This window comes from Hylemonella gracilis str. Niagara R (assembly GCF_000600295.1).
GTDB lineage: Bacteria > Pseudomonadota > Gammaproteobacteria > Burkholderiales > Burkholderiaceae_C > Hylemonella > Hylemonella gracilis_A.
On the sequence record NZ_JEMG01000001.1, the window covers coordinates 2984340 to 3001873 of the forward strand.

Consider the following 17534-nt stretch of genomic DNA (forward strand, 5'->3'; position numbering starts at 1 on the left):
CTCAAACGATCAAGCCGCTTCGCCGTTGTCGGGCGCTTCGGCGCGCTCGGCGCGTTGCGGCTGCTCCGGACGCTCCAGCAGCGCCTTCATGGACAGCTTGACGCGACCCTTCTCATCGGTCTCCAGCACCTTGACCTTGACGATCTGGCCTTCGGACAGGTAGTCCGTGACTTTCTCGACGCGCTCGTGCGCGATCTGGCTGATGTGCAGCAGGCCGTCCTTGCCGGGCAGCAGGTTGACCAGGGCACCGAAGTCCAGGATCTTGGTGATCGGACCCTCGTAGACCTTGCCGATCTCGACTTCGGCCGTGATCTGCTCGATGCGGCGCTTGGCCTCGGCGGCCTTGTCACCGTCGGTCGACGCGATGGTGATGGTGCCGTCTTCCGCGATGTCGATCTGGGTGCCGGTCTCCTCGGTCAGCGCGCGAATGGTCGCGCCGCCCTTGCCGATCACATCGCGGATCTTCTCGGGGTTGATCTTCATGGTGTAGAGGCGCGGCGCGAACTGGCTCACTTCGGCCTTGGCTTCGCCCACGGCGGCCTGCATCTTGCCCAGGATGTGCATGCGCGCTTCCTTGGCCTGGGCCAGGGCGACCTGCATGATTTCCTTGGTGATGCCCTGGATCTTGATGTCCATCTGCAGGGCAGTGATGCCGTTGGTCGTGCCGGCCACCTTGAAGTCCATGTCGCCCAGGTGATCTTCGTCACCCAGGATGTCGGTCAGCACGGCGAACTTGTTGTCTTCCTTGATCAGGCCCATGGCGATGCCGGCCACATGCGCCTTCAGCGGCACGCCCGCATTCATCAGCGAGAGACAGCCACCGCAGACGGAGGCCATGGACGAGGAACCGTTGGATTCGGTGATCTCCGACACCACGCGCATGGTGTAGGGGAACTCTTCCTTGGTCGGCAGCACGGCGACCAGTGCACGCTTGGCCAGACGCCCGTGGCCGATCTCGCGGCGCTTGGGGCTACCCACGCGACCCGTCTCGCCCGTGGCGAAAGGAGGCATGTTGTAGTGCAGCATGAAGCGGTCCTCGAACTCGCCGGCCAGCGCGTCGATGCGCTGGGCGTCGCGCTCGGTGCCCAGGGTCGTGATGACCAGGGCCTGGGTCTCGCCGCGGGTGAACAGGGCCGAGCCGTGGGTGCGCGGCAGCACGCTGTCGCGGATTTCGATGGGGCGCACGGTGCGGGTGTCGCGACCGTCGATGCGCGGTTCGCCGGCCAGGATCTGGCCACGAACGATCTTGGCTTCAATCTCGAACAGCAGACCTTCGACGGCCACGCTGTCGAATTCCACGCCATCGGCCTTCAGACCGGCGAACACGTCGGCGTAAGCGGCGCGGCAGGCTTGCGTGCGGGCCTGCTTGTTGCGGATCTGGTAAGCGGCTTCGAGCTTGGCCTTGGCGAGGCTGTCGATCTTGGCGATCAGGGCCTCGTCCTTGGCCGGAGCCTTCCAGTCCCAGGCCGGCTTGCCGGCTTCACGCACCAGATCATGGATGGCGTTGATCGCGACTTTGCCCTGGTCGTGACCGAAGACCACGGCGCCCAGCATGACCTCTTCCGACAGCTGCAGCGCCTCGGATTCCACCATCAGCACGGCGGCCTCGGTGCCAGCGACCACGAGGTCCATCTGGCTGTCCTTGCGCTGGGTTTGGCCCGGGTTCAGAACGTATTCGCCGTTGATGTAGCCCACGCGCGCCGCGCCGATGGGGCCGTTGAAGGGAATGCCGCTGATGGCCAGGGCCGCGCTGGTGGCAATCATGGCGGGGATGTCGGCATCGACTTCCGGATTCAGCGAGACGGTGTGGATCACCACCTGCACTTCGTTGAAGAAGCCTTCGGGAAACAGCGGGCGGATCGGGCGGTCGATCAGGCGGCTGGTCAGCGTCTCGTATTCGCTGGGACGGCCTTCGCGCTTGAAGAAGCTACCGGGAATCTTGCCGGCGGCGTAGCTTTTCTCGAGGTAGTCGACCGTCAGAGGGAAGAAGTCCTGACCGGGCTTGGCGGACTTGGATGCCACCACGGTGGCAAGCACCACGGTGTCGTCGACGTTCACGAGGACGGCACCACTGGCCTGGCGGGCGATTTCGCCCGTCTCCATGGTGACGGTGTGCTGACCCCACTGGAAGGTCTTGGTGATCTTGTTGAACATGCTCATGTGCTGCTCCTGTGGTGTGGACGGAAGAGACAGGCCCTTCCGGTTTCATTGAACGGGGACGGCGTCCCCGCATGGCTCGGAGCAGGCCTCACAGAACACGATGCCATTCCAGAGCAGTTCCCCTTGAGGAAAGGGCTTTGGAATGACACAGCTTCGCTCTGTGCTTGCAGGCTCCGAAGTGAACAACGCCTGAATCAGCCTCCCCATCGGGCGATGGGCACCAACTCAGGCGTCGTTGTTCATGACCGGGACTTACTTGCGCAGGCCCAGCTTGGTGATCAGCGCGGAGTAACGCGCGGCGTCCTTGGACTTCAGGTAGTCCAGCAGCTTGCGGCGACGGCTCACCATGCGCAGCAGACCGCGACGGCCGTGGTGGTCCTTGGCGTGGGTCTTGAAGTGCGGGGTCAGCTCGTTGATGCGAGCGGTCAGCAGGGCCACCTGGACTTCGGGGCTGCCGGTGTCGTTGGCGGCGCGAGCGTTGGCCTTGACGACTTCGGCCTTGACTTGGGATGCGATCATTTTCTTTCCTCTACACGGAGTGGACGAAGGACAGGCTGATCTCGCGAAGCATCGGAGAGCCTGACGGCGACGTCCCGGGGTTACAACTTGCGCCGGCGGCTGGAACTGCTTGCCGGCGTGCGTTTGGCGCGCCCGACGGTACTGCTTCCAGGACCTCCGCGCACGCAAAACCGGGCAATTATAGCGAAAACATCACAGCCGGTCGGCGCGGGCCACTGTTCACGGGCGGGTGCGGGTCCTAGGATGCGATTCGCCGTCACACATCCCTGCCCCAGGCGCCACCGAGCCCCCGTCATCGAGGAAGGAAAGCATCACCATGCTGCTGCCGCACCCCCGCCGCGCCGGATCAACCGCCCAGGCCAGCTTCCTCGCCCTGCTGCTGACCTGCGACTCATCAGCCCACGCGCAATCCGAATTTTCAGGGCCCAGCCTGGGCGCCCAGGTCGACTTCATGAACACCTCGACCGAGCTCACCTTCGATGGCGCGCCCTACAGCTATGGCGCGCCCAGCCAGACGCTCAGGCTGCAAACCGCCTATGGCCTGAGCCTGGGGCCGGAGACCCTGCTGAACCTGGGTGCCAGCACCCAGTTGGGCGACGTGGACGGCGGCAGGACCATTCTCAACGAGTCCGAAACGGAAATCACGCTCAGTCGCGGCACCGCCCTGTATGTGGAACCCGCCTACGCCATCCACCCAGACACCGTGCTGTACGGCAAGTTCGCGCTGATCCAGGCCCAGGTGGAACTGGCCGTCAACGACGACGACCCCAGTCGCCTCGAACGCAAGCTCAAGGGCCAAGGTTTCGGCCTGGGTGTGCGCCACCTGCTTGCCCCTAGTCTTTACCTGCAGATCGAGTTCATGCAGATGAATTACGACAAGACCCGGATCACCTCCAAGGACGATCCGGACGCCGGCCTGCCGCTCGGGATAGACGCCACCAGCGCCAACGTGGGATTGGGGTTGCAGTTCTGAGCAGGCAGCTGCGGCGCTCAGACGCGCCCACTCAAATACGCCCACTCAAATACGCACCTTCAGGGCCGCGCTTTCAGCCAACCGCGCAGTCGGTCCACACCCTGCACCAATCGGTCCAGATCCCGCGAGGCAAAACACCAGCGCAGCCAGCCCGCCGACTCGGGGCCAAAGGCCTCGCCCGGCGCCAGCCCCAGCCCTGCCTCGGCCACCAGGTGCTTGGCCAGCACCACGCCGTCCGCGAATTCGCCCCGGCCACCCGCAATGCGGAAGAAGGCGTACATGCCCGCGCGGGGCCTCGCCAGCTCCACGCCAGGCAGCGCTCGCAATAGCGGCACCAGGGTGTCGCGGCAGTCCTTCAGGTGCGCCACCACGCGGGGCGTGATCTCGTCGGCGCGCCGCAGGGCCATGATGGCCGCGCGCTGCGTGAAGACGCTGGCGCAGGAGGTGTTGAACTCGATGATCTTGCCCACGTCGTGCGTGCAGGACGGCGGCAGCACCAGCCAGCCCAGGCGCCAGCCCGTCATCAGGAAAGCCTTGGAGAAACTGCCCACGACCATGAGTCGATCCTCCGGCGTCGCGATGTCGAGGAAGCTGGGCGCGCGCCCCCGCGGCCCCGCGTCCTCGTCGTCGTAATACAGCTGCGAATAGACCTCGTCGGCCAGGATCCAGGTGCCCGTGCGACGGCAATGGTCGAGGATGCGCTGCTGCTCATCCCGCGTGAGCGCCCAGCCCGTGGGGTTGGACGGCGCGTTGACCACGAGCAGGCGCGTGGCAGGCGTCACCGCCGCCAGCAGCGCGTCCATGTCCAGCGTCCAGGCGCCTTCGACGGGCCGCAACGGCACAGGCTTGAGCTTGGCGCCCAAGATCTGCGGCTGGGCGACCAGATTGGGCCAGACCGGCGTGACGATGACCACCTCGTCCCCCGCGTCCAACAGGGCCTGCATGGCGATCATCAAGGCATTGACCCCTCCCGAAGTCACGGCGATGCGGTCGGCGCTCACCGCTCCGTGCAGGCGACTCAGGTGCGCGGCCAGCCCCTCACGCAGTTCGGGCAGGCCCAGGTTGTGGGTGTAAAAAACCTCGCCCTTGTCCAGGGAGTCGATGGCCGCTTGGCGCACGAAGTCCGGCGGGGTCTCATCGCCCTCGCCAAACCAGAAGGTCAGCAGGTCGGCCCGCCCCAGGCCGGCATTGGCCACTTCGCGGATCTTGGATTCTTCGAGGTTTCGGATGATGTGTCGCATGGCCAGCCACGGTGTCAGAGCGGTTGTTGAAAGAAAGGCAAACAAGGAAGGGGCGCCTGGACGCACGCGGGCCGCAAAGCAAGGACTCAGGGCCGCGCCATCTGGCAGGTCGTCGGCTGCTCAGCCTGCTCCGCCTTCAGCTGGCGGATCACGCGAAAGCCGTAACCCGAACCTTCCACGTCGAACTTGACGCCGTCCTTCTCACCTTCACGGACCTGGCGGGCCATCACCCCCACCACCAGCGCCTGCTGGAACTGGTGGTCGGCCGCGCGCATGCGACCACGCTGGCCGGACAAGGTGACGTCCGCCTGCTCCAAGGCGCGGGCCACGGCCGTCGCGTCCGTGGAGCCGGCCTTCTGGATGGCTTGAGCCAACGCCTCCACCATCAACTGCATCCGCATGTGCACATAGTCGTCCTCGGGCCGGGGAAAACGCTCGCGGAAGGCGCGGTAGAAGGCCTCGCTCTGCGCGCCCGGCACGTTGGGCAGCCAGTCCGCCACAGCCACGACCTGACCCACGCCGACCGCGCCGATGGCGGCGGGCGCGCCCAGTGCATTGCCGTAGAAGGTGTAGAACTTGCCGTCATAGCCCGCCTCGCGGGCCGCCTTGATCAGCAGGGTCAGATCATTGCCCCAATTGCCCGTGATCACGGCCGAGGTTCCGCGCACCTCCGCCGTCCTCGCCTTGATCTTCTGTGCGTAGGGCAGAAAGTCCTTCACGCGGCCTATGGGATGCAGTTCCTCGCCCACGATCTGGATGTCCGGACGCAGCGCACCCAGTTGCCGCTTCGCCTCGCGCAGCACCGCTTGGCCGAAGCTGTAGTCCTGTCCGATCAGGTAGACCGAGCGCACGGCGCGATCTTCCTGCAGCACGCGCATCAGCGCGGCCATGCGCATGTCGGCGTGCGCGTCGAAGCGGAAATGCCAGAAACTGCATTTCTCGTTGGTCAGGATGGGGTCCACCGCCGAGTAGTTGAGGAAGAGCACGCGCCGCGCCGGATCGCGCTCGTTGTGTTTGTCGATGGCGTCGATCAGAGCGGCCGCGACGGAAGAGCTGTTGCCCTGCATGATGAAACGCGCACCGTCGTCAATGGCGGCGCGCAGGGCGGCCAGCGCCTCCTCGGTCTGGCCTTTGCTGTCGTATCGGCGCAGTTCGAGCTGCAGGCCACCCCGAGCGTTCACCCGTTCGATGGCCCATACCAAGTTGCGGTGCACCGCCTCACCCGCGTTGCCCAGCGGCCCGCTCAAGCCCTCGATCATGGCGATGCGCACCGGCTGCGCGGTGGATGCCTGCGCGGCCTGTGGCGCTGGCGCGGCAGGCTGCGCGTAGGCCGAAACGGCGACAGATAGGGCCGCGATGGCCAGCTTCAAGACCCGGGAAAACATGCGGTAGTGCACGGAGGAACTCTCTTGAAAAACAGGGCCGCGCCAACAGATGTGGGCCATGCGGCGATCGTGGTTGAAAGCCGCGCAGTGTAAGGGTTGCGTGCATGCGGGTCGCGTGCAGGAGCCCGCCCGATGTTCAACTCAGGAGTCTCACCATGCTGTTCGTTCCCGCTCTGCGTCGTTCCACCTTCGTCCCCTCGCTGCGTGTCTTCGACCGCACGCTCGACCGGGTCTTCGACAACGCCGCGCGCAGCCGCTATTTCGAAGACACCGCCGAGGGCAAGCAGGACGACAAGTTCATCGAATTGACCTTCGACGTCCCCGGCGTCGCCCGCGAGCAGCTGTCCATCGGCATCGAAGGCAATGTCGTGCGCATCGAAACCCTGGCCGAGGCCAAACGGCAGTACAAGGCCGCCTACGAGCTGGCCCAGGACATCGACGCCAGCGCCAGCGAGGCCAAGCTCGAGCATGGTGTGCTCACGCTCAAGCTGGCCAAGGTGCAGCCGCAGGATCGCAGCGTCAAGCTGACGATCAACTGAAACCGTCGGGCCGCGCGCGACGCGCGGCCTGCGTGCGGCCGCCATAACCCCAGTCCTCGGCGGGCAGCTCTCGCACGATGATGTAGCTGGCCTCGTCCAAGGGCCCCAACAGTTCGTTCAACAACGCCCAGGCGGCCTGCACAAACGCCTCCTTCTGCGCGGGTGTGTTCGTGCCCTGGGTGATGTCGATACTCAGGCGCGCGGTGCCGGGCGTCGAGGCATTCGCCTCGATCGCCAGGCCGTCGATGTACCAGTGTCCCGCAGCCAGCACGTCGACCAGCACCGCTGTCACGACCGCACGCTTGCCCAGCACCTCGGCTGTGAGGGCTGTCAAGCGCCGCGCCAGTGCGCTGCGCTGATCCTCGGAGGGCGAGCGGCTCAGCTGCAAATGCAATGTCGGCATGTCAGACCTCCCGATGGCTGGGCAAGCCTGGCGCCCCATGGCAGGGGTGGGGCCGGGTGCGAACCCAGGTCCAGGCCCGGCGCCAGAACTGCAGCCCGGCCTCCCGGCGCAGCACGGTCGCGCGGCGCACCGCCGCATCCCGCCAGTGCGCATAGTCCGCGGGGTCCATCTCCCGCCAGGTCGTCCCTGTTCCGGCATCGTCCATCACCAGCCACCTTTCCTTCGTGTCGTGAAGCCCCGAATCTAGGCAGGGTCAGCCCCCGGGGAAACGGTGACACGCGCAAATCGGCTTTGCACGCGTTGCAAGACCTGCCTCGTTATCATGGACCGCATGCGTCAACTGCAACTCGACGAACTGGCCCTCTACACCCGCATCGCCGCGCTGGGTTCCTTGTCGGCGGTGGCGCGCGAGCGCAACGTGCCTGTCAGCCAGATATCGCGCACCCTGACCCGAATGGAGCAGGCGTGCGCCGCGCGCTTGATGCATCGCTCCACCCATGGCCTGTCGTTGACGGACGAAGGCCGGTCCTTCCTCGCCTATTGCCAACAGGCGGTGTTGTCCCTGGAGGAAATCGAGGGTGAATTGGCCGACCGCAACGGCGAGCCCAGCGGCCTGGTCCGCGTGGCCGCCAGCACGGTGGTGGCGCACTACCGACTGGTGCCCAGCCTGGCTGGCCTGGCGGCGCGGCATCCACGCCTGTCGGTCGAACTGCATGTGGGCGACCGCATCGTCGACCTCGCGCACGAGGGCATCGACATCGCAATCCGCACGGCCAGCGCGGCCACCACGCTGCCAGACAGCGTGGTGGCACGACGCATCGGCACCCTGGGGCGCGCCCTCTACGCCGCGCCGGCCTATGCCCAGACCCGCGGACTGCCCTCCCATCCCGATGAACTGGCCGCCCACACCTTGATCAGCAACAGCGCCGTGCCCATGCTGAACGACTGGCCTTTCCTGATCGACGGCGAGGCACGCACCGTCACCGCACAGGGCCATTGGCGCGCCACCGACACCAACACGGCGGCGGCGCTGGTGATGGAAGGACTGGGCATCGGCCGCCTGACCACGTTGGTGGGCGAAGGGCTGACGCAGCAAGGCAGGCTGATCCCCGTGCTGCCGCAGTACGTCGACCTGCAGGCCGTGCCGGTCTACGCGGTCACCGCCAGCGCGCGGCACCGGCTGCCCAAGATCCGGGCCTGCATCGCCTACTGGGCCGAGTACTTTGGGGGGGAAGAAAGCGGAGCAGGGGCTTCAGTACCAATGGGTTCATTGGCTCCATCGGTCTGATCCGTCGCCAGGGGCCGGAACCGGGCGGGCTGGTGTGCAATTGCATCCCCAAAAGCAGGGATGCGCAGCCAATGACTCAGGTCAGGGCCGTGCTGATCGCGTCCAGTGGCCAGCGTGGCTGCACGTCGAAGCGGTAGGCCCGGTTGGCCTGCTGCCGTCCGGACTGCAGGCGCATGGCAGCGGCCAGCGCGATCATGGCGCCGTTGTCGGTGCACAGGTGCAGTTCGGGGTAATGCACGCGCACCGGGCCGCCTTTGCGCCCAGGGTGGGCGCAGGCAGCGTTGAGCTGCGCGCGCAGCGACTTGTTGGCGCCCACGCCGCCGGCCACCACCAGGCGTTTGAGCCCGGTGGCCTCGAGCGCGGCCAGCGACTTCTTCACCAGCACCTCCACGATGGCCGCCTGCGTGGACGCTGCTAGATCGGCCTTGCGCGCCTCCAGTTGGTCGCCAAGGCGTTGCGTCTGCGTGAGCACCGCCGTCTTCAAACCAGCGAAGGAAAAGTCCAAGTCACCGCTGTGCAGCAGCGGACGCGGCAGCTTGAAGGCCTGCGCATCGCCCTGCTCCGCAAGCTTCGCCAGCGCCGGACCGCCCGGATAACCCAGCCCCATCAACTTGGCCGATTTGTCGAAAGCCTCGCCCGCCGCGTCGTCAATCGTTTCGCCCAGCAGCTGGTATTGCCCCACGCCATCCACGCGCATCAGCTGCGTGTGCCCGCCCGAGACGAGCAATGCGACAAAGGGGAACTCTGGCGGGTCGGCGCTGAGGAAGGGAGACAGCAGATGCCCTTCCAGATGGTGCACGCCTAGCACCGGCTTGCCCAGGGCCGCGCCCAACGCGCAGGCCACGCCCGCGCCCACCAACAAGGCACCCGCGAGGCCGGGGCCGCGTGTGTAGGCCACCACGTCGATGTCGGCCAGCGCGTGGCCGGCCTCGCGCATGACCTGCGCCGTCAAGGGCAGCACGCGGCGGATATGGTCGCGGCTCGCCAGCTCAGGCACCACGCCCCCGTAGGCTTGATGCATGGCGATCTGGCTGTGCAAGGCATGCGCGAGCAACTGAGGCGCCGCTTGCGCGCCGGCCTGGACCAGGGCCACCCCGGTTTCGTCGCAGGATGATTCGATGCCGAGGATCAGCGCGTTGGGCGCCAACAAGAAGGGAACGGAATCAGGCATGGCCCGCAGTGTAGGGCCAGTCCAGCACCTCGCACAGGCTCAGGCGAATGCCAGGATGCGCTCGAGGTTGATGCTGACCTTCACCTCGCTGCGCTCCATCGCGCGGGCCACCCGTTGACCAGGCAGCGCCGTGTCGCGCACGATGAAGCGCGACAGGGCGATGCCGTCGCCATTGACCAGCACCAACACCTTGGGCGTGGTCGTGATCTGCCCACGCTTGACGACGATGGCCACCTCCCCGGTCTCCAACTGCACGAAGGAACCCGGCGTGTGGATGCCCACGGCCTTGATCAGCGCCGCGCCCGCAGGGTCGATCTGCTTGTTGTCATCGAAATAGATGGCCTGCATGGCCCGGGCAGCGACCAAGGGCGCGCGCGTGGCGCGGGGCGCGCGGCGCGCACCGAAGGAATCGGCGCGCTGGATCAGGTGGGCCATGCGCTCGGCCCAGGGCACCTCGTCGCCCAGGCCACCGGAGAACGAGGCATGGTGCAGGCGCACAGCCTCCAGCCAATCGGGATCGGTCACGCCTGCACGGTGCAGCAAGCTCATGGAGCGGGCCGCGTGGTTGGCCACCTGAGGCTTCTGGTCGGGCGCCAAGGGCGTGGTCTGCCGCGCCAGCGTGTCTTGCAGTTCGGTCATGCCCACGTTCATGGACAGTGCCGCGAGGCTCAAGGTCCGCTCCTTGGCCTCCGGCCAGTTGAGCACATTGCGCGCGGCCAGGCCGCACATCACGCTGACCAGCATGGCATGGGTGGCGCTGTAAAAACGCACCTCGATGGTCGAGAGGTAGAACAAGGCCAACAGGGCCGCGTCGGGATTGGCGATGGCCAAGTCACGCAGGTGGTCGTGGAAGCGGGTCAGGCGCGCCAGGAAACGGGGGTCGTCCGGCAGGCGCAGCAGCACATTGGCTTCTTCCTGATAGTCGTACCAGTTCTGTCCGCGCGGCCGCAGGATCGGACCATCGTTGCCCGAGTCGTCCCAGGCGCCGGCATGGTCTTCGGCCGCGTCGATGAACAGTTGCCTCCCTCGAAACACCAGGCGCTCCAGGACATCGCGTTGCGCCAACTGGCCGCGGTAAGCCAGGATCTGGCCGTCTTCATTGCGTAGGTGAAAGGGCAAAGGCTCACCCTCCCGGATTCCCGTGATGTTCACGGGAACCAATGCTTTCTCTGCAGCCATCTTGTCCAGACCTTTCTTCCGATCCGATGCTTATGCACATGCCCCGATCGGCGCGCGCTTTTTAGGCGCGAAAAGAATACATCAAGGCGCATGCCAGGCCGGATGCGCATACATGAGACAAATCAATCGCCGATGGTAGTCGGATTGGCGCTTACACGAAAGGCCGGCAAACGACGATCCAGCAGGTTGTCAACACCGGAACGCGCACGCATCCCCCACTTGGGTGAGCGGGTGGCCTTCGGGTTTCCCCACCGGCACTACACTGCCGCCCCATGCAGCAGTTTGACGTGGTGGTGGTTGGGGCGGGTGCGGCCGGTCTGTTTTGCGCGGGCGTGGCCGGGCAGCGTGGCCTCAAGGTCTTGCTGGTCGACCATGCAAGCAAGGTCGCCGAGAAGATCCGCATCTCGGGCGGCGGACGCTGCAACTTCACCAACCGGGACCTGGACCCGCGCACCCCCCACAAGCATTATCTTGGTGAAAACCCGGAGTTTTGCCGTTCGGCGCTGGCGCGCTACACCCCGGCGGACTTCATCGCCCTGCTTCAGAGCGCGGGCATCCCGTTCCACGAGAAGCACAAAGGCCAGCTGTTCTGCGACCGTTCGGCCGACGACATCATCCAGTTGCTGTTGCGCGAATGCGCGGCGGGCGGCGTGACGCACTGGCAGCCCTGCGCGGTGGGCACCGTGCAGCATGACGGTGCAGGCGAAGGCGGCGGACAGCGCTACACGCTCGACACCGAACGCGGCCCGGTGCAATGCCGTTCGCTCGTGATCGCCACCGGGGGCCTGTCCATCCCCAAGATCGGCGCCACCGACTTCGGTTATCGCCTGGCCCGCCAATTCGGTCTGAAGGTCATCACGCCGCGCCCGGCCCTGGTGCCGCTGACCTTCGACGGCATGGCCTGGGCGCCCTACGCCGGTCTGGCCGGCCTGGCCCTGCCGGTGCGCATCGAGACCGAAGCACCCCCACCCCAGGCTATGCCGGAACGCGCTGCCAGTATCCAGAAACAGAAACGGGCTGGGGGCAAGGGCCGCCCGAACGGGATGAACTTTCTGGAAGATCTGCTCTTTACCCACCGAGGGCTGTCGGGACCGGCGGTGCTGCAGATCTCCAGCTACTGGCAGGCGGGCCAGCCTCTGCGCATCGACCTGCTGCCGGGGCAGGACATCGGCCCCCGTCTCGCCGAAGCGAAGCAGCAGTCACGCAAGCTGCTGGCCAATGAACTCGCTGCCCTGCTGCCCACCCGCCTGGCCGAGGCCTGGACCGCGCAGGACCCCGCTTGGCAGCGGCCCGTCGCCGAGACCAGCGACAAGGCCCTGGCCACCCTGGCCGCGCAGCTGACGCGTTGGACCTTGACGCCCACGGGCAGTGAGGGGTATGCCAAGGCGGAAGTAACTGCCGGTGGCGTCGACACGCGGGAACTCAGCAGCCAGACCCTGGAAGCCCGCGCTCAACCTGGCCTGTATTTCATCGGTGAGGTGGTGGACGTGACGGGCTGGCTCGGTGGCTACAACTTCCAGTGGGCCTGGGCCAGCGCCCACGCCTGCGCCATGGCCCTGCCTGGGGGCCCAGGCTGAGGCCTGTTGCTGGCCCACGCGCTCCAGCCCTCACCGGCATCCGGCAAGCAGTGTCTGCCCCTGGCGAATGCGCGGGGGTCAGGCCCGTGGGGGCACCGGCCTGGCCCCGACTTGTGGCGCACGGCAAACCAGCTATAATTGGCGGCTTTGCTGGCATAACCCCGTCGGCCAAATACTAGTTACAGACCATAGACGGGGGACTCTTCGCGGTGCATGGCGGACAGGCCCGATCTTCCTGACCTCCCTCTGACCGCATATTTCGGAACGATTGAATGACCACCATCCGTGTCAAAGACAACGAGCCGTTTGACGTGGCCCTGCGCCGCTTCAAGCGCACCATCGAAAAGCTGGGCCTGCTGACCGACCTGCGCGCCCGCGAGTTCTATGAAAAGCCCACCGCCGAGCGCAAGCGCAAGAAGGCTGCCGCCGTCAAGCGCAACTACAAGCGCATCCGCTCGATGCAGCTGCCCAAAAAGCTGTATTGATTCGGTACGGCAGGACTGAACGCCGCCAGGCTTTCAGTCCCGAGAAACCCGCGCCGGGGACGCTTGGCGTGGGTTTTTGTTTTTTCCGGCCTCCCTTTCTCTTTCCGATGGAGATGACCATGAGCCTCAAGGACCAGATCAACGAAGACATGAAGAGCGCCATGCGCGCCAAGGACATGGAGCGCCTGGGCACCATCCGCTTGCTGACGGCCGCGATCAAGCAGAAGGAAGTCGACGAGCGCATCACATTGGACGACGCGGCGGTCGTCGCCGTGGTGGACAAGCTCCTCAAGCAACGCAAGGACAGCATCGAGGCCTTCGAGAAGGCCGGCCGCCAGGATCTGGCGGACAAGGAAAAGGCCGAGGTGACGGTACTCCAGGTCTACCTGCCGACGCGCCTGTCCGCTGAAGAAGTGGCGGCCGAGGTCAAGGCCATCGTCGCGGAACTCGGAGCAAAGGGGCCGGGTGACATGGGCAAGGTCATGGGCGCGGTGAAAGCCAAGCTCGCTGGCAAGGCCGAGATGGGCCAGGTCAGCGCCGCCGTGAAGGCCGCCCTCAACGGCTGAGCCGGTCGCCCCGACCGCCGCCAAGCGAACGACCACCTGGACGGTGGCCGGGTCGTCAAAAAAAACCGCCACCTGTCACAGGTGGCGGTTGCATCAATGGCAGCGTCTGGCGCTACCGGATGAGGCTGGCACGGCGCTCAGAGCGGCCGCCCCTGACGTGCGGTGAGCCAAGCTGGCGCATCCTGCAAAGCCACCGGGCGTAGGAAGCGGGCCAGTGCCGCATCGCCGACCGAGGTGCTCTCGGGCCGGGTGCTGCTCGGCCAGGGGCCACCATGCTGCTGAGCCGCGGTGACAGCCACGCCGGTCGGCACGCCCGCGAAGAGCACCCGTCCCGCGATGGCCATGGCGCCGCGCACCAAGCTCTGCACCTCGGCACTCTCGGCCTGCGCGCCCCAGACCGTCACGGTCAAGCTGCCGCCCACGGCCTGCAGCACCTGCAGGGCCTCGGCCACGCTGGCCGCGCGCACCACGAGGCTGCTCGGGCCGAAAACTTCCTCGCGCAGCACGGACTTGGCGATGAACTGCGCAGCAGTGACCTGGGCCAATTCCGGATGGGGTGGTTGCTCCAGCGGCGCGGGCTGGTGCAACACCAGGGTGGCACCCGCCTCGGCCCAATGCTCCACACCCGCAGCGAAGTTCTTGCGCATACCCTGCGTCAGCATGGCGTGCGGCTTCTGACCGCCCAAGGCCTGGGCCAACTGAGCGACAAAGCCATCGTTGATCGCCTTGCCGTCGGGCAGCAAGCCATCGATCAGAACCACCACCCCGGGGTTGGTGCAGAACTGGCCAGCGCCCAAAGCGATGGAACCCGCCAGAGCGGTAGCGAGTTCCGCGCCCTTGGCCTTGAGTTCGGCCGGCAGGGCGAGCACCGGGTTGATGGAACCCAGTTCACCGTAGAACGGAATCGGACGCGGGCGCGCCGCAGCCTCGGCGGCCAAGGCCGCGCCACCGCGTGTCGAGCCCGTGAAGGCCGCCGCCGCGATGGCGGGGTGGCGCACCAATTGCACGCCCACCTCGTTGCTGATGCCCTGCACCATGCCCACCAGACCGGCCGGCAGGTTCTGCGCGCCCAGGGTGCGCTGGATGATGTCGAAGACCTGGTGCGAGAGCCTGGGATGGCCCGGATGTGCCTTGATCACCACCGGGCAGCCGGCCGCCAGCGCCGAGGCGGTGTCGCCGCCCAGCACCGAGAAGGCGAAGGGGAAATTGCTGGCCGCGTACATGGCCACCGGGCCCAGCGGCACGCTCCAGCGCTGCATGGCCGGATGGCCCGCCGGCGGCGCACCGGCCACGGCCGGGTCGTCCACGAATTCGAAGGGCACGCCGCGTTCGGCGATGTCGGCAAAACGGCGCAGCTGGAAGGCCGTGCGGTCCAGCTCACCCGACAGGCGCGGCAGACCCAGCGCAGTTTCCTGATCGGCCAGCGCGATCAGGGCCTCGCGTTCGCTCTCCAGACCCTGGGCCAAGGCCCGCAGCAAGGCGGCACGCTGGTCGCCGCTGCTGGCCTGCCAGAGCGGGAAAGCGGCGGCGGCGGCCTGGCAGGCCGCGTCGATGTCCTGTGCAGTGGAGGCGTTCAGGGTGGACTGCACCTCACCGGTGCGCGCGTTGTAGGAGGAAAAAGTGGTGCTCATGAAGAGGTCCAGGAAAAGCGCGGCCTTGCAGCCGCGGGGTGGGGCATCGTGGCCGACAAGGGGTCAGCGCACCAGGCAAGGACGCTTATTGTCGAACTTCCAGCCCGGGATCAGGTATTGCATGGCCACCGCGTCATCGCGCGCACCCAGACCATGCTGCAGGTAGAGCTGGTGCGCCTTTTCGACCTCGGCCATGTCCAGCTCCACGCCCAGGCCGGGCTTGGACGGCACCCGCACATGACCGTTGACGATGCGCAAGGGCTCCTTGGTCAGGCGCTGCCCATCCTGCCAGATCCAGTGCGTGTCAATGGCCGTGACCTTGCCGGGCGCGGCTGCCGCCACATGCGTGAACATGGCCAGCGACACGTCGAAATGGTTGTTGGAATGTGAACCCCAGGTCAGGCCCCAGTCGCGGCAGGTCTGGGCCACGCGCACCGAGCCGGCCATGGTCCAGAAATGAGGGTCGGCCAGGGGAATGTCCACGCTCTGCAGAGAAAGCGCATGCACCATCTGGCGCCAGTCGGTCGCCACCATGTTGGTGGCCGTGGGCAAGCCGGTGGCACGCCGGAACTCGGACATGACCTCGCGACCGCTGAATCCTTCTTCCGCGCCACAGGGGTCTTCAGCGTAGGCCACCACGCCACGCATGCGCTGTCCCAGCCGGATCGCATCCTTGAGCAACCATCCGCCGTTCGGATCCAGCGTCACACGGGCCTGCGGGAAACGCTCGTGCAAGGCAATCACGGCGTCGACCTCTTCGTCACCGCGCAGCACCCCCCCCTTGAGCTTGAAATCATTGAAGCCGTACTTGGCATGCGCGGCCTCGGCCAGTCGCACCACGGCCTCGGGCGTCATCGCGACCTCGTTGCGCAGACGGAACCAGCTGTCGTCGGAATCCGTTTCCTCGCGGTAGGGCAGATCGGTCTTGGCCCGGTCGCCCACGAAAAACAGGTAGCCCAGCATCTCGACCGAGGCGCGCTGCTGACCCTCGCCCAACAGGGCGGCCAGTGGCACGTTCAGGTGCTGGCCCAAGAGGTCGAGCATGGCGCTTTCCACCGCCGTCACAGCATGGATGGTGGTGCGCAGGTCGAAGGTCTGCAGGCCCCGCCCACCCGCGTCGCGATCGGCGAAACGCGCGCGCATGGCATTGAGTACCGCCTGCACCTCGCCCAGCGGCTGACCGACCACCAACTCCGCGGCATCTTCCAGGGTCTGGCGGATCTTCTCGCCGCCCGGCACCTCGCCCACACCCGTGCGGCCCGCGCTGTCACGCAGGATCAGCAGGTTACGCGTGAAGTACGGGGCGTGGGCACCCGACAGGTTGAGCAGCATGCTGTCCTGACCAGCAACAGGCACGGCGCGCAGTTCGGTGATGACGGGAGTGGAGTGCGTGGGCATGGGTTTGAAAAGGATGACGCAGTGCGTTCGGAAATGAAGGCCGTACTGGGCGATAGAAAACTCAGTTGGCCGTGATCTTGCGGTCCGCGATCAACTTCTTCCAGCGCGCGAACTCAGCGGCTTGGTAGGTCGCGAACTGCGCGGGCGTGTTGCCCACGATTTCGAAGCCCAAGTCCAGCAACTTGGGCTTGACATCCGGCTCGTTGAGCGCGGCCACGATGGCCGCATGCAACTTCGTCTTGATCGCGGCGGGCAGGCCCTTGGGCGCGGCCACGGCCTGCCAGGAATAGACGTTGGCTTCCTTGATGCCCGATTCTTCCAGCGTGGGAACGTCGGGCAGCAGCGGCGAGCGCTGGGCGCTGGTGATGGCCAGGGCCTTGAGCTTGCCGGCCTTGATCTGCGGCATGGCGGTGTTGATGTTCATGAAGGACGAATCCACCTGGGCGCCCAAGAGGTCAGTCATCACCGGGCCGCCTCCCTTGTAGGGCACATGGATGCCCGAGGTCTTGGTCTGCTGCCAGAAGAGTTCGGCGGTCAGGTGATCGCTGCTGCCACTTCCGGATGAGGCGAAGGTCATTTTGTCGGGGTTGGCGCGCACGTAGGCGAGCAAGTCCTTCAGCGAGTTGTGCGGCGAAACCGCCGGCACCACGAGCACATTGGGGGCCTGAACGGCGACTGTGATGTAGTCGAAGTCCTTGAGCGCGTCATAAGGCACCTTGGCCAGCAGATGCGGGGCGATCACATAGGGGCCGAGCGAGGCCACGAGGAAGGTGTAACCATCCGGCGCCGAACGGGCCACTTGGCCCGCGCCGATGGTGCCCGTGGCGCCGGCCTTGTTGTCCACCACGAAGGTGCCTCCCAGCTTCTCCTGCAGCTTGGACGCCAGCGTGCGCGCGATCAGGTCGGTCGAGCCGCCCGGCGGGAAGGGCACGAGCAGGGTCACCGGCTTGTCCGGCCAGGCCCAGGCGCTGAAGCTGGCGCTGACCGCCAGCAGGAAGGTGAGCAAAGTCTTTTTCATG

At 66.4% G+C, this 17534-nt stretch carries 16 protein-coding genes; 6 read left to right on the forward strand and 10 right to left on the reverse strand.

What is annotated here, in order from left to right; all coding sequences use genetic code 11:
* Nucleotides 1-9: 9 nt before the first annotated feature.
* Nucleotides 10-2160, reverse strand: a complete 2151-nt coding sequence (gene pnp / locus AZ34_RS13665; RefSeq protein WP_035608987.1) for a polyribonucleotide nucleotidyltransferase — start codon at nt 2158-2160, stop codon at nt 10-12.
* Nucleotides 2161-2412: 252 nt separating this feature from the next.
* Nucleotides 2413-2679 (reverse strand): 30S ribosomal protein S15, encoded by a 267-nt coding sequence (rpsO, locus tag AZ34_RS13670; protein ID WP_035608989.1) that lies wholly within the window; start codon nt 2677-2679, stop codon nt 2413-2415.
* Nucleotides 2680-2995: 316 nt separating this feature from the next.
* Here rpsO and AZ34_RS13675 point away from each other — a divergent pair, with 316 nt between their 5' ends.
* Nucleotides 2996-3652: an outer membrane beta-barrel protein gene (locus tag AZ34_RS13675; RefSeq protein WP_035608993.1), complete on the forward strand. Its 657-nt coding sequence runs from the start codon at nt 2996-2998 to the stop codon at nt 3650-3652.
* Nucleotides 3653-3711: 59 nt separating this feature from the next.
* Here AZ34_RS13675 and AZ34_RS13680 read toward each other — a convergent pair whose 3' ends face one another.
* Complete coding sequence (locus AZ34_RS13680) at nt 3712-4893, reverse strand: pyridoxal phosphate-dependent aminotransferase (RefSeq protein WP_035608996.1); 1182 nt, start codon at nt 4891-4893, stop codon at nt 3712-3714.
* A gap of 86 nt (nt 4894-4979) precedes the next feature.
* Nucleotides 4980-6278 carry a branched-chain amino acid ABC transporter substrate-binding protein gene (locus AZ34_RS13685; RefSeq protein WP_035608999.1) on the reverse strand — a complete coding sequence of 433 codons (1299 nt, stop codon included), beginning with the start codon at nt 6276-6278 and terminating at the stop codon, nt 4980-4982.
* Nucleotides 6279-6433: 155 nt separating this feature from the next.
* Here AZ34_RS13685 and AZ34_RS13690 point away from each other — a divergent pair, with 155 nt between their 5' ends.
* Complete coding sequence (locus tag AZ34_RS13690; RefSeq protein ID WP_035609002.1) at nt 6434-6817, forward strand: Hsp20/alpha crystallin family protein; 384 nt, start codon at nt 6434-6436, stop codon at nt 6815-6817.
* Here the strand turns inward: AZ34_RS13690 and AZ34_RS13695 are convergent.
* Nucleotides 6810-7220, reverse strand: coding sequence for a tautomerase family protein (locus AZ34_RS13695; protein ID WP_035609004.1), 411 nt, complete (start codon nt 7218-7220; stop codon nt 6810-6812). The two genes, AZ34_RS13690 and AZ34_RS13695, sit on opposite strands and share 8 nt — an antisense overlap.
* A gap of 331 nt (nt 7221-7551) precedes the next feature.
* Here AZ34_RS13695 and AZ34_RS13705 point away from each other — a divergent pair, with 331 nt between their 5' ends.
* Complete coding sequence (locus tag AZ34_RS13705) at nt 7552-8508, forward strand: LysR family transcriptional regulator (protein ID WP_051510178.1); 957 nt, start codon at nt 7552-7554, stop codon at nt 8506-8508.
* Between the two features lie 76 nt (nt 8509-8584).
* Here AZ34_RS13705 and tsaD read toward each other — a convergent pair whose 3' ends face one another.
* Both tsaD and AZ34_RS13715 read right to left on the reverse strand, forming a co-directional pair.
* Complete coding sequence (gene tsaD / locus AZ34_RS13710) at nt 8585-9679, reverse strand: tRNA (adenosine(37)-N6)-threonylcarbamoyltransferase complex transferase subunit TsaD (RefSeq protein ID WP_035609008.1); 1095 nt, start codon at nt 9677-9679, stop codon at nt 8585-8587.
* Nucleotides 9680-9718: 39 nt separating this feature from the next.
* Nucleotides 9719-10831, reverse strand: coding sequence for an HD-GYP domain-containing protein (locus AZ34_RS13715; RefSeq protein ID WP_231495536.1), 1113 nt, complete (start codon nt 10829-10831; stop codon nt 9719-9721).
* A 299-nt stretch (nt 10832-11130) separates the two neighbouring features.
* On the opposite strand from AZ34_RS13715, the gene AZ34_RS13720 reads away from it, so the two are divergent.
* The 3 genes from AZ34_RS13720 to AZ34_RS13730 all read left to right on the forward strand — a co-directional run bounded on the left by AZ34_RS13720 (nt 11131) and on the right by AZ34_RS13730 (nt 13486).
* Complete coding sequence (locus AZ34_RS13720; protein ID WP_035609014.1) at nt 11131-12435, forward strand: NAD(P)/FAD-dependent oxidoreductase; 1305 nt, start codon at nt 11131-11133, stop codon at nt 12433-12435.
* Nucleotides 12436-12707: 272 nt separating this feature from the next.
* Nucleotides 12708-12920 carry a 30S ribosomal protein S21 gene (gene rpsU, locus AZ34_RS13725; protein ID WP_007872347.1) on the forward strand — a complete coding sequence of 71 codons (213 nt, stop codon included), beginning with the start codon at nt 12708-12710 and terminating at the stop codon, nt 12918-12920.
* Between the two features lie 119 nt (nt 12921-13039).
* The gene (locus AZ34_RS13730; RefSeq protein WP_035609017.1) at nt 13040-13486 is read left to right on the forward strand and encodes a GatB/YqeY domain-containing protein; all 447 of its coding nucleotides are present in this window, start codon (nt 13040-13042) and stop codon (nt 13484-13486) included.
* A gap of 137 nt (nt 13487-13623) precedes the next feature.
* On the opposite strand, the gene AZ34_RS13735 is transcribed toward AZ34_RS13730, so the two are convergent.
* The 3 genes from AZ34_RS13735 to AZ34_RS13745 all read right to left on the reverse strand — a co-directional run bounded on the left by AZ34_RS13735 (nt 13624) and on the right by AZ34_RS13745 (nt 17533).
* Entirely contained in the window at nt 13624-15117 is a 1494-nt protein-coding gene (locus tag AZ34_RS13735; RefSeq protein ID WP_035609020.1) for an aldehyde dehydrogenase (NADP(+)), read from the reverse strand.
* 63 nt (nt 15118-15180) lie between these two features.
* Entirely contained in the window at nt 15181-16515 is a 1335-nt protein-coding gene (gudD, locus tag AZ34_RS13740; protein WP_035609022.1) for a glucarate dehydratase, read from the reverse strand.
* Between the two features lie 61 nt (nt 16516-16576).
* On the reverse strand, nt 16577-17533 hold the full coding sequence (locus tag AZ34_RS13745) for a Bug family tripartite tricarboxylate transporter substrate binding protein (RefSeq protein WP_035609025.1): 957 nt from the start codon (nt 17531-17533) through the stop codon (nt 16577-16579).
* Nucleotide 17534 lies beyond the last annotated feature (1 nt).

What these genes read in the sequence shown, in the direction of transcription:
- pnp (WP_035608987.1), bottom strand. Translation starts at nt 2,160, where the DNA reads ATGAGCATGTTCAACAAGATCACCAAGACCTTCCAGTGGGGTCAGCAC.
- rpsO (WP_035608989.1), bottom strand. Translation starts at nt 2,679, where the DNA reads ATGATCGCATCCCAAGTCAAGGCCGAAGTCGTCAAGGCCAACGCTCGC.
- AZ34_RS13675 (WP_035608993.1), top strand. Translation starts at nt 2,996, where the DNA reads ATGCTGCTGCCGCACCCCCGCCGCGCCGGATCAACCGCCCAGGCCAGC.
- AZ34_RS13680 (WP_035608996.1), bottom strand. Translation starts at nt 4,893, where the DNA reads ATGCGACACATCATCCGAAACCTCGAAGAATCCAAGATCCGCGAAGTG.
- AZ34_RS13685 (WP_035608999.1), bottom strand. Translation starts at nt 6,278, where the DNA reads ATGTTTTCCCGGGTCTTGAAGCTGGCCATCGCGGCCCTATCTGTCGCC.
- AZ34_RS13690 (WP_035609002.1), top strand. Translation starts at nt 6,434, where the DNA reads ATGCTGTTCGTTCCCGCTCTGCGTCGTTCCACCTTCGTCCCCTCGCTG.
- AZ34_RS13695 (WP_035609004.1), bottom strand. Translation starts at nt 7,220, where the DNA reads ATGCCGACATTGCATTTGCAGCTGAGCCGCTCGCCCTCCGAGGATCAG.
- AZ34_RS13705 (WP_051510178.1), top strand. Translation starts at nt 7,552, where the DNA reads ATGCGTCAACTGCAACTCGACGAACTGGCCCTCTACACCCGCATCGCC.
- tsaD (WP_035609008.1), bottom strand. Translation starts at nt 9,679, where the DNA reads ATGCCTGATTCCGTTCCCTTCTTGTTGGCGCCCAACGCGCTGATCCTC.
- AZ34_RS13720 (WP_035609014.1), top strand. Translation starts at nt 11,131, where the DNA reads ATGCAGCAGTTTGACGTGGTGGTGGTTGGGGCGGGTGCGGCCGGTCTG.
- rpsU (WP_007872347.1), top strand. Translation starts at nt 12,708, where the DNA reads ATGACCACCATCCGTGTCAAAGACAACGAGCCGTTTGACGTGGCCCTG.
- AZ34_RS13730 (WP_035609017.1), top strand. Translation starts at nt 13,040, where the DNA reads ATGAGCCTCAAGGACCAGATCAACGAAGACATGAAGAGCGCCATGCGC.
- AZ34_RS13735 (WP_035609020.1), bottom strand. Translation starts at nt 15,117, where the DNA reads ATGAGCACCACTTTTTCCTCCTACAACGCGCGCACCGGTGAGGTGCAG.
- gudD (WP_035609022.1), bottom strand. Translation starts at nt 16,515, where the DNA reads ATGCCCACGCACTCCACTCCCGTCATCACCGAACTGCGCGCCGTGCCT.
- AZ34_RS13745 (WP_035609025.1), bottom strand. Translation starts at nt 17,533, where the DNA reads ATGAAAAAGACTTTGCTCACCTTCCTGCTGGCGGTCAGCGCCAGCTTC.